The following is a 12444-nucleotide window of genomic DNA, read 5'->3' on the forward strand; positions in this document are numbered from 1 at the left end:
CCGCCATGACCATGACCTTGAAAATGAATAAACCTGATTCCCGCCACCCCCTTGTGTCGGCGCGCTGGATGCTGCGCCTGTCCATGCTCAGTGTCGTCTTGCTGCTGGTCTGGGCGGCCGTGAGCCCCATCGACCAGGTCACCCGGGCGCAAGGCCAGGTGATCGCCGTTTCCCGTACGCAGTCGGTGCAGGCACCTGATGGCGGACCGGTCAAGCAGATCCTGGTCAAGGAGGGCGAGGCCGTCAAGCAGGGGCAGTTGCTGATGGTGCTGGAGCAGGACCGTATCCAGACCTCGCTCAACGACAGCCGCGCCAAGGTGGCCGCATTGCGCATCAGCCTGGCACGCCTGCGCGCCGAAGTCTACGGACAGCCGTTGGTGTTCGAGCCGGACCTGCTGGACTACAAGGAATACATCGCCAACCAGAAAGACCTCTACGTCAAGCGCAAGGCCCTGATCGACCAGGATCTGCAAGCCTTGCATGACATGCTCGGCCTGGCCTCGCAAGAGCTGGAGATGAACCGCAACCTGGAGAAGACCGGCGACGTCGGCCGCGCTGACGTGCTGCGCCTGCAGCGCAACGTGGCCGACATCCGCGCCCAGATCAACAACAAGCGCAACAAGTATTTCCAGGAAGCCCTGGTCGACATGACCAAGGTCCAGGAAGACCTCAACACCCAGCGCGAGCAGCTCGAAGACCGCAGCCAGGTCCTGGAGCATACCGAGCTGCGGGCGCCGGCCGATGGCGTGGTCAAGAACATCAAGCTCACCACCATCGGCGGCGTGGTCCGTCCGGGCGACGTGGTCATGGAGATCCTGCCGGTGGACAACCTCATCGTCGAGGTGAAGGTTTCTACCGCCGACTCCGCCTACGTCAAGACCGGCCAGCAGGCCAACGTGAAGCTTGATGCCTATGACTATTCGATCTACGGCACCCTCAATGGCCAGGTCGTCTACGTCAGTCCCGATACCTTGCTGGACGAAACTCGCCAGGGCGCCGTGCCGTACTACCGCGTGCACATCGCGCTGGAGGACGCCGTCTTCAAGGGCCAGAAAGCCAGTGCCATCCATGTCAAGCCCGGCATGACCGCCTCCGTCGAAATCAAGGCCAACACCCGTACCGTCCTGTCCTTCTTGGTCAAGCCTATCGCCAAGACACTTCAGGAATCGATGGGCGAGCGCTAAGCAGCCAACCCGCGATTGCCCCACCTCTACCTACTACAAGGAAAATCCAATGAAACCCATCACCCTGCCCAAGCAACCCGCTCCCGATCCGGCCTATCTGCTGCCCTGGGCGGGCACGCTGGCGGTCTTCGCCATGTACGTGCTGGTCAACATCTGGCTCTACGAGCGCGTGATGCAGCTGATCCAGCACGTGGCCAACCCCTTCTTCGTCATGCTGCTGGTCGCCGTCACCGTTTGCGGCCAGTTGATGACCATCTGGCAGACCTGGCGCTTTCTGGGAGAGGCACGCTCCCTTGATCTTCTGACCCGGCGCCTGAGGTCGTCGGAAAACCAGGACCGCAAGACCAGGCTGGTCAATCTGGACGACAGCCTCAACAGCATTCCTGCCGGCCAGGACGTGCGTGCACTGTTCCAGAATTTGCTGCGCAAGGATGGCGAGGCGCTGGTCCATGATCCGGCGCGCCTGCAGCACCAGGCCGACAACTTCGCCCAAAGCATCCAGCGCCGTACCACCCTGGTCCAGTACATCGCCAACACCCTGATCGGCCTTGGCCTGTTCGGCACCTTCCTGGGCCTGATCGTGACCCTCAAGGAAGTGGCTGCCCTCATTGGCCTGTTCGGCGTGGCCGGCACCGAAGGCAGCGACATGATGGCGCAGTTCTTCCAGAAGATGAGCGGCCCCCTGGCCGGCATGGGCGACGCCTTCGTCGCCTCGCTGCTGGGCCTGGGCGGTTCCATCGTCAACAACGTGCAGCTGCTGGCCACCCGCAAGCTGCAACGTGTGCTGTGCAGCCGTGCCGAAGCCGCTTACATGAGCGTAGCCGATGCGGTCTGCGTTCCCGCCCAAGGAGAGGCAGGGGCGCAGCCTTCCCAGGCCGATTTCAATGAGGGCAAGGTCCAGCTGCAGGAAATTCGTGCCATCCGCGCCGAAATGCATCAGCAGACCGAAGCGATCCTGCTGGCCTCATCCCGCATGCGCCAGGCCAGCGAGCCGCTGGTCAAGTGCCTGGAGGGACTGGAAAAGCGCACCGCCGCCCAGGCCCAGGATCGCCCGCAACTGGAGCACATCGCCGCCACCATGGAGCAGCGCCTGGCCGCCATGGTGCACAAGTTCGAAGACACGCAGCAGGCGCATCAGGGCTTGCTGGCCAGCGTGCGCGCCATGGAAGTCCATCTGGCCAGCCTGGCCGTCGGTCAGAGCGAAGTGAACGACGACCAGCGCAGCATTTCCCGCAAGCTGAGCGACCTGATCGCCGCCGCCACCCAAGATGCCGAACTCTCACGCCAGGCGATGCGCGAGCACGCCGACAGCTTGCGCAACGGCTTGGGCCAGGATCTGCGCCAGGTCAGCGAGCTGATCGACGCCACGCTGCGCGAGCAACGCGAACAAGGGGTGGTCCTCGGTGGCATCCAGAGCAGTGCCAGTGGCGCCCAGGTGGCGGTAGAAACGGTCGGTGCGCAACTGCTGCAGCAAGGCCAGCAGCTGCAGCCACAGTTGATCGATGTGATCGCCCGTATCGACAAGCTCGATATCAACCTCGCCAGTACCGCACAGTGGGCCATCGCCGAGGCCAAGGGCCTGGCCAGCAAGCCCGAACCGCATGCGCAGCCTGCGCCGCAGCAAGAGCTGCAGCGACTTTCCGGTGACGATCCCGACAGCCATTCCTGAGCCGCAGTAGCAGCAGGGGCCAACGCGAAGTTGGCCCTTGCCTGTCTGGCGCGCCGGTTTCGTCACTTATTTCATTCATTACTCCTTTCATAGACCAAAGAGAAAGCACGCTTCGTATGTCCAATGATCAAAACAAGGATGCAACCAACCCGATCAGCAACAAGCAATTGGGCTCTGCCCCGCTCCCGTTGATCATGCCGGTAGCCCGGCGCAGCACCGTCGCCGTCACCGGCAAGTCTGGCAAATCGGCCAAGGCTGGCCAGCGCGACAAGGACCGGCCGGAGGCTGCGCAAGACGAGCCGGTCTCCGACCTCGCGGCCATGAATGACATGGACCAGCTGAGCGAAGCCGAGGCCGCTGCGCGTGCGCAGGAAAGCGCCGATGCTGCCATGTCGGTGCGCCGGGGCGAGGCGAGTGAAGAGGAGGATGAAGCCGCGCAGGATCTCGCGCGCAGTACACGGCAGGACGACGCGCGCTTGCTGCTGGCCCAGGCAGGCAGCTCTTCTTCCGGAGGCCAGGCCGCAGCCGGCCAGTCCGGCGCCGATGCTCCGGTGAGCGTCGGCGAAGAACTGCTGCGCCAGGCCGCACCCTTGCCCGGCGCGCGCGAGAAATCCGGCGCCGACTGGTTCGAGAGCATGTTCGGCAAGGACTGGAAGCTGCCACTGGCCATCGGTGGCGGCGCCTTGGCCTTGCTGGGCCTGGCCTCCCGTGGCGGTGGCGGCAGTGCGGGCAATGGCGTAACCAATGACGCGGCCGATGCGGGAAGTACCCCGGCCGTCCCCAGCAACACCTGGAATCTGACCGTCACCCCTGCGGCTGGCAGCTTCATGGCAGGCGCCTCGGTGCGCGCCATCGCCCAGAAATGGGTCGGCGGCCAGTGGCAGGACATCACCAGCACCACCACGGTGGACCGCTTTGGCCGCATGAGCTTGAAGGTCGACAAGACACAGGTCACCGCGCAGGACATGGTGCGCGTGGTCATCCGCGATACCGGCAGCAGCGCTGACCATCGCGATGAAGTCGCCGGCCCGCTGACCCTGGGGTCGACCGACATGGTAGCAATCATCGGCAACGTCACCTCCGACCAGCAAGTCACCGTCAACCCGCTGACCACGCTGGCCGCTGGCCGCATCGGCCAGGATCTGTCGGCGGCCAACATCGAGGCCATCCACGCTGCCGTGGCCAAGGCCTTTGGCATCAACGCCGGCGACCTGGCGCACGTGCTGCCGAGTTTCCTGGGGGGCGGTGGCAATGCCATCCTCACGCCTGACAGCCAGAACTACGGCCTGGCACTGGGCGTGCTGGCCGGGATGACCCAGGCCCAGCGCGACGCAGGCGTGGCCAGCGATGACGCATTGGGCGAGGCGATCAAGCTCCTGGCAACGGCCTTTGAGCAAAAAGACGGCAAGCTGGTATTGAATCTGGAAAAGATCCGTTCGGCCACCGTTCGCAGTGCGGATAACGCTACCGAGATTGCGGTGGGCATCGATGAAGGTGCCGCCCGACTTTACAACGCCACCAGCATCGATGGCGCTGGCGCCAATGGTGCGCAGGTACCCTACATCAACATCGACAAGGGCAAAGAAACGCCCGCAGCCGGCAAGGTACCCGCACCCGGTGTTGAGGCCAGCATCAGTGCTGCCAGCTTTGCTGACGGTCTGACGCTGAAGATCAATACCGCTGACTCGGTCAAGGCGGGGGACAGCCTGCGCATCGAATTCATCCGCTTGGGCGCCGACGGCAAGCCGGTCCAGGATGCAAAGATCTTCACTTATGACTATGTCTTGACGCAGAAGGATGTTGACGCTGTCCATAACAGTGTCAACGCGCCTGGCAACAAGGGGGGCGGCTACTTCACCCTGATCGTTCCCACCCACATCGACGATCCGGCCAAGATCGACGATAAAGGAACGCGGGCGGCTCAGCCGTCCTCAACCGATGATTCCGTTTTCCTGTTGCCGGCCAAGAGCAATGCCGGCCTGGGTGTCAGCTACTACGAGACGTACTCTACGGTGGACGCCACATTCCAGCTGCGCGCCACCGGCAGTGCGCTGGGCTTTGTGGCCGCCGGTGCCAAGATCAGCCTGAACCTGGCGCCGCTCGCTTTGGAATCGGTCCCTGCCAGTAACAAATTCAACGGCATGACCGATTCGGCGGCCAGCTCCGTGCGTATCGCGCTGACCTTGCCGTCCAAAATCTCGTGGAGCGGTGCGGCTCCCACGCTGGACGTGGTGATCGCGGGCAAGACCTTCCAGGCCGACTACGTACCGCCCCAGTCCAATGCCAATGCCAATGGCGGCGATGTGCTGCGTTTCTCGCTCAAGCTGGGGGCGCCGCGCGATGGCTCAAAACCGTCCACCCGTGACCTGGAGGGGACGATCAGCATTCCGGAGAACGCGCTGAAGTTTGCCGATGGCAGCTACATCAACATCGATGGCGGCGCCAACCTATTCAAACCGAATGGTACAAACAACTGGCTCACCCGGGATAATCAGCCGGTGCTCGATAACAACATCGCCAAAGCCATTGGCGTGAGCACGCAACTGAACACCACCTTCGAGGTGGATAGCAAGCCGCCGGCCGATCCCCTGCTGACGATAGCCAATCCCCCCGCCCATGACGGCACTGGCATGCGCCGGGCAAATGATGTTCCGACAGCCGGTGCGCTCAATGCCATCGTCAGCAACCGCCCCGAGGATGCTTACTCCGTGGTGACCGGCAATATCAAGCAGGAATTCAGCATTTCGGTCGATCCCAACCAGAAATTTGATTCCCAGGACACCGGCGCCACGGTCAGACTGATGGTCTCGGCTGATGGTCCTGCCAATAGCGGCACGAATTTCGCCAACTCGATTCTTGCCGAAACCATCCTGAATGCCGATGGGACGGCACGCTTCACCGAATCCAACTATAAAGACGAGGTGGTGAAGAATCTCAACGCCTTTGCGAAAAGGGCAGGGTTCCAGGACGGCGTGGCGCTGAAGCTGACCGCCTATGTACTTGATACGGCTGGCAATGAAAGCCGGCGGAAGAAGCTGTCCTTCGAAGGAAATGGCGACAAGGCGAAATTCATTCTGGATGTGCAGGCGCCTCTTGCACCGACCGCCGTGAGCCTGGCCGCAGGCAACGATACTGGCCGCAATACTTCCGACAACATCATCAACAGCGCCACTCCGGAAGTGCTCGTGAAGGGAGGCTCGCAGGGTTCTGTCATCACCCTCTGGTCCGATGCCGCGCATACGAAACAGGTCGGCCAGGGGATAGTGACGACGTTGCCGGGCGATGCGACTGAGAGCGGCGCCCAGATCAAGCTGAGCGAGAAGCTGACAGCAGGCGTCAATACGCTTTACGCGGGCGTCCGCGATGCGGCAGGCAATGACAGCAAGGACCACAATAGCCTGCAGCTCACGTATCTGGATCCGTTTGACGTCAATAAACCGCTCAAGCTCAATATCACCAGCACCGCACCCGCCACCGCCCAGGGCTTTTACAAGCAGGGCGACATCATCGAAGTCTCGGTCGACTTTGGCCGGGAGGTCTTCCTCAGGCGAGGGAAGCTTGCTTCACAACTGGCTGTTGCGCTGATTCCTGCGAAGCCAGACGGTGTCGTACCTCAGGCCAGCGAGATCGCCAAAGCGAATTTGGTCGACGGTCTGGGTAGTTCCATCCTGAAGTTCAAGTACGTAGTGCAACAGAACATCGACAAAGATGCGGTGGGGGGCTCGTTCAAGGTGGACAGTCTGCTCAACGCGGATGATGTACTGGAAGACGTTGCCGGCAACATTGTGACCACACGCCAGCTCACCGGCGCAGATGGGCCGCAATCGGTCAAGATCGATACCATCGCGCCTTTGGCGCCAACCGTGGTCTTGCCTGCCAATCTTCCGGCGATCGACGGACAGCCTACCTACAGTCTGGACGCGGCTACGACCAGAGGCTTTACCATCAAGGCTGAAGCCGGCAGCACCGTCACCGTCACCATCAAGAACGCCAACAACCCTGCCAGCAGCGGGTATACCAAGACTCTGACCGCGACCGGAGAAGATCAGACCATCAAGCCTACTGCAGACGAGCTGGCCGGCATTGCCGGGACACGATTCAATATCATCGCCACGGCCACGGATGCCGCCGGCAACGTCAGCCCGGCCAGTGCAGTCCAGACCTTCGGTCTGGACATCAAGGCCCCGACGGCCTCGGCTGCCAGCAACCCGGTTGGAACAGTCACCAATCGGCCCTTCGATTTCGTTGTCAGCTTCGATGAGCCGCTCAAGAACACGCCGACCAAAGACGATTTCACGGCGGTCAACGGAACGGTCACCGAGGTGGTGTCGATTACGGGCAGCAATAATTACAAGGTCAGCGTCACCCCGGCTGCTGAGGTTGCATCCGGCGTGGTCAGCCTGAGCATCAAGTCCGGCTCAGCCACGCCCCTTATTGACCGGGCAGGGAACCCGGTTGCCACCGGCATCACGCTGGCCACCCAAGCCATCGACACCTTGGCGCCGCGCATCAAGGCGAGGCCGGAGGTCGACGGACCGGTGAAGAATGAACCGATCAACTTCATCGTCGAGTTCGATGAAGCTTTGGATATCGCCAGCGGATCTCTGTCCACAGGAAACTTCACAGCCCGGAACGGTACGGTGAAGTCGGTTACTGCGCTGGATGCGTCCAGGCAGCGCTACAAGGTGACCGTCGATCCGCAACTGCCAGGATCAAGTGCCACGGCGGATACGCTCGTCACCTTGAATTACGTTCAACAGTTTTCGCCAAGCTTCGCGCTGGCCAGCGACGCTCTCGGCAACAGAACGCCGAACCAGGAGGGCATCGCCACCCAGACCGTCGATGTCATTGCGCCTAGCATTACCGACATCACGCTCAGCGCTACGGTCAAGACGGGCAATCCCGGAAAGTCTGGCTACTATCACGCTGGCGACACGCTCTCGGTGACGGTCAGTTTCAATGAAATGATGAAGATCACCGGCGCGCCCACGCTGGACCTGAATCTGGATGGCACCGCGCTGCGTGTGGCCAGCTTCAGCAAGCTGAGCGAAGACAAGCGCAGCGCCATCTTCACCTACGTCGTCGCCCCGGGTGACAACGCGGCCACCGGCGTGGCCTTGCCAGCCAACCCCATCAAGCTGCCCGCTGGCAGCAGCATCACCGATGTGGCCGGCAATGCGGCCAACCTGCAGGGGCAGGCCGCCAAGCCTGCCAACGCTGACTTCAAGATCGACAACGTGGCCCCGTCCATCGTCACGGCGAGCGTTGAAGCTGCGCCCGCCCCGAACGGCCTCTACAAGACGGGTGCCGCGCTGACGGCGAAGGTAGTCTTCAGCGAAGACGTCGACATCATTACCTCGGGTGGAAAACCGACCTTGTCGTTGATCATCGGCGGCCAGGAGCGCACGGCGACCTTCAGGGATCGTACGGATGCAGATGACAAGAATTTCCTTTACTTCACCTACACCGTAGCTGCCGGCGACAAGGAGCCGGTCGGCATCGTCATTCCCGCCAATGCCCTCAAGCTGGGAGGAGCGGTCATTACGGATGTCTCCGGCAACAACGCCCTGCTTGGTTATGGCGGCAGCCCGCTCAATGCCGGCATCAAGGTCGATACCGACGCACCGGTGGTGAGCAGCGTGGTGGTCAGTGCCGCCGCGGATGCCCATGGCAGCGAAGGGCTGTACCGCAAGGGCGACAAGCTCATCGTGACGGTGACTTTCAACGAGAATGTCTCGGTCGATACCAGCGCCGGTAGCCCGACGTTGAAACTGCAGGTCGGGAACAGGGACTATGCGGCGACCTACGTCAGCGGCAGCGGCAACGGCAACGCCCTCAAATTCAGCTGGACCCTGGGCGCTGACGACGATGCTGCACCCCAGGGCGTCTCTATCGCAGCAGACGGCCTGAAACTCAACGGTGCCAGCATCACCGATCTGGCCGGCAACGCTGCCAACCTGGCCTACACGGCGGTGGCACCCAACCCGGCAGTCAAGGTGGACAATGTCGCGCCGACCATCACCAGCTTCAGCGCTGTCGCTGACAAGCCGCTGATCATCGACAATGTCCTCATGATCAAGGCCAAGGTCTCCGAAGCACTGCGTCCGGGGGCCACGGTAAAAGTCACCTTGAGCAATGGCGGTGAGGCCACGCTGGAACGGGATGCCAGCGACCCGACCCAACTGCAAGGCCCCTACACCGTTTTGGCCGGGCAGAACGGCGCCAGCTTGAAGGTCATCAGCGTTGACAGCACCGCCGCCAAGGACCTCGCCGGCAACACCTTGAGCCTGACCGTGCCAGGCGACAGCGCCAACCTCAGCGCGGTCAGGTCCATCACCGTTGATACCACGCGTCCTGCCAAGCTGAGCGCCTTCCAGCTGGATGCGGCCAGCGATGCCGGTTTGTCCGACAAGGATGGCCTCACCAATGCCACCCTGCCCAGCTTCCATCTGGACGGGATGACGGTGGGCAATGTCGTCACGATCAGTGCGAATTACAACGGCAGCGCGCGTACACTGCTGAGCTTCACGGCCACCGCCGCCAACCAGACCGTGACCTTGAGCGGTACGCCACTGGCCGATGGCGCCTACAAGAACGTGACGGCGCGGCAATTCAGCGTCAACGGCAACGCCAGCGAAGCGCTGCTGCTGGGCAAGACCTTGGAGGCCGGCGAGATGAGCATTTCGACGGTGGCACCCACAGGTGTGGCATCCAGCCTGGTCTTCGATTACATCCAGGACACCCTGGCCGAAAACGAGATTCCCGGCTATCTCCGCCAACCCGATGATGGCAAGATCGCTGGCAGCCAGCTCCAACGCGATTACAGCACCAGCATCCAGACGCCGCGTTTCAACTTCCTTGGCGGCGGGGAAGGCGACGTTGCGGTGCTTTTCCGCGATGTGAACAATAACAATGCCTTCGATGCGGGCGACATCGTACTGGGCCGCAAGCAGATCGGTCCTGGCTCGGTCGTCCCGACCTATCGCGTGACGACGGCGGCAGATATGAAGACTAACGGCCACTTCGTCGATGTCGCGCCGGAAAACGCGCTGGCCAACGCGCTGTACAGCGACATCAAGCTGGTCCTGCAAAGCGTGGCGGGTAGCTATAGCGCGGTGTCACCTGCCGCCGTGGGCAACCTCAGGGTCATCAATCTCACACCGTTGAAGCCGCTCACGGATGTCAAGCTTGCCCAGGACATGGGGACCGATCCGACTTCGGCAAACACTTTGTCGCTGAGCATAGGCGACGGCCAGCAAAACGCGCGGCTGACCGTCATGGCTGACCTGGTGGCCTCCAACGGCACCAGGACTGCGGGGCAGATCATTGGTAGCGGGGTGCTGACGGCCAGCAATAAGACGCTGGAGATCGATACGTCCGGCTTGAACGGCCGCTATGAAAACTTCAAGGTGCAGCAACGCTATGCGGGCAAGATCAGTGAGCCCGTAGAAGTGAAGAGCCAGTCGGGCGGCCCGCTGGGTGCGGTGACCTGGGATCACGCTGCGCCGACAGTTACGGCGGTGGGACTCAAAGCGGGAACGTCGGCGGCACGTCCGGGACAGGCTGTGGATGTGGAATTCACCTTCAACGAGGCGGTCAAGGACTTCACTGAGGATGACGTTACCGTCATCGGCGGCGTGCTGAGCTCCTTGACTGCGCCCACCGGGCCCAACAACTTCAAGTGGACGGCGACGTTTACGCCGGCTGAGACTAGCAATGTCGCGCCCAGCATTCAAGTCAAGGGTGGTTCCTACACCGATATCGCAGGCAATCAGGGTGTGGGCAGCAACGCGTTCCTCATCAAGACCAATCAGCCCGGCACCGTCACCCTCGCCGGTGGCACGGGCAGCGGCAATGCGCCGCAGGTCGGCGATACGCTGACCGCTACCGTGATTGATCCTGAGACGGTGGTCGCTTCCAGCGTGTCCTATACCTGGAGCGTGGATGGAGCAGTGGTGCCCGGCCAGAACGCGGCGACCTATGCGGTGACTGATGCCGTCCGCGGCAAGAAGATCACGGTCGAGGCCCGCTACACCGATCTTGCTGGTGTGACTGATACCGTCACTTCGCTCCAGACAGCTGCCGTGCTTGCCCAGAACAGCCCGGGGAAATTGACATTCAAGGTCAATGGCAAAGCACTTTCTGAGGCTGACATGGCCGATGAGAGCAAGCGTGTCTTGTACTGGGATGACAAGGTCGAGGTCATCTTGACCGATGCTGATGGCATAGATACGCAATTGCTGCGAACGGACCGCTGGGTCTACAGGGAGTCTCATGTGCTCATTGACTCCGTGAATCCAGAAAGCTCGTTCACGCTGCCCCATAAGATTACGAAAAACAGCCGGATTATCTTTGAAACCAATTACACAGACCGTGCAGGAAAAACTGACAAAATCGAGAGCCTAGACTTCAGGGTTCTTTTGGGCCCGCAGCCTGGTAACGTGAAGATCTTTGGTTATGATCCCGAGCTCCCCGACAACGCTCCCCCCATTGCTGAGGGTATTTCGCTGCAGGTGGGAAATCGGGTGTATGCCGAAGTGCAGGACGCAAATGGTTACGGCGAGGTCAACTACACCTGGCGGGTGGACGGAGACGTGCGTTCCAACTCGCGGGAATATGAGATCAAATCGACCGACTACGGCAAGCAGGTTACCCTTGATGTCAGCTACCAGGACAACGATGGCTATCAGGAGGCCTTTCGTAGTAGCAACGTCCTCACGGTTGCACCCAAGTCCGGCGTCAATCATCCGGCCGCGGGCGATGTCACGCTGTCGGGCAACGGTCTGATCGGTACGGTCCTCACGGCCGCAGCCAGCAACATCCAGGATGCGGACAATAGTGCGTCATTCAGCCCCACCTATTCCTTCACCTGGAAAACCACCGACAAGACGACCAATGTCACTAGCGACATCACCAGTGACCACTACCAGAACGGCGACTCGTCGAAACTGGTGCTGAGCTCGGATCTGGCAGGCAAGGACATCAAGGCGGTGGCGCACTTCACCGACGGGGCAGGCAATGATGAGGCCGTCACGGGCAGTGCAGTGAAGACCGCCCAGTTACCTGCCAATTTTGAGATCCAGGGGCCAATCACCTTCACCGGGTTCGCCAATCCGGCCGCGGCCCCCAAGTTGCAGCGGGTTGCTACCGGCAGCAATCTCTACATGCTGGACGTGGACGGCAACGGCACGATCGATCGCGCCGATGCCACTACCTACATCAGCAACCTGAACGCGCAATCCACCCTGACGTTGCTCACGGTTGCTGGCCAGGGCAGCGCCAGGTTGCTGGACAAGGACAGCCTCGCCTGGGCATCAACCCCCACCCTGGGCAGCGCTACGGGTGCCAAGGGATCCAATGGCACGATCAGTGCACAGGACGTACTGGCCGGCGACTTCTGGACGTCCACCGCAGGGGATACGGCAGGCACGCACTACGTCTGGACGACGGATCCCAGCGGCCCCTATGCCCACGCCGACAACTCAGCCCCGGCCGACCCCAACCGGCTGCATTACAACGTGTTCCAGGTGACGGTCAATCCCGGCACCGTACTGCCGGGTTGACACGGCCATGACATGAGTCCGGCCTGAA

3 protein-coding genes are annotated in these 12444 nt (G+C 61.7%); all 3 read left to right on the forward strand.

What is annotated here, in order from left to right; genetic code table 11:
* The first annotated feature begins 23 nt into the window (after positions 1-23).
* The 3 genes from FYB76_RS10345 to FYB76_RS10355 all read left to right on the forward strand — a co-directional run bounded on the left by FYB76_RS10345 (position 24) and on the right by FYB76_RS10355 (position 12416).
* A complete protein-coding gene (locus tag FYB76_RS10345; protein WP_154133595.1) occupies positions 24-1184 on the forward strand; it encodes an HlyD family efflux transporter periplasmic adaptor subunit in 1161 nt (386 codons plus the stop codon).
* A 49-nt stretch (positions 1185-1233) separates the two neighbouring features.
* Positions 1234-2853, forward strand: a complete 1620-nt coding sequence (locus FYB76_RS10350; protein ID WP_195724614.1) for a centriolin protein — start codon at positions 1234-1236, stop codon at positions 2851-2853.
* Between the two features lie 476 nt (positions 2854-3329).
* Entirely contained in the window at positions 3330-12416 is a 9087-nt protein-coding gene (locus tag FYB76_RS10355; RefSeq protein WP_154133596.1) for an Ig-like domain-containing protein, read from the forward strand.
* Positions 12417-12444: the final 28 nt, after the last annotated feature.

Origin of the sequence: Herbaspirillum sp. CAH-3 (genome assembly GCF_009668275.1) — a bacterium.
Lineage (GTDB): Bacteria > Pseudomonadota > Gammaproteobacteria > Burkholderiales > Burkholderiaceae_D > Herbaspirillum > Herbaspirillum aquaticum.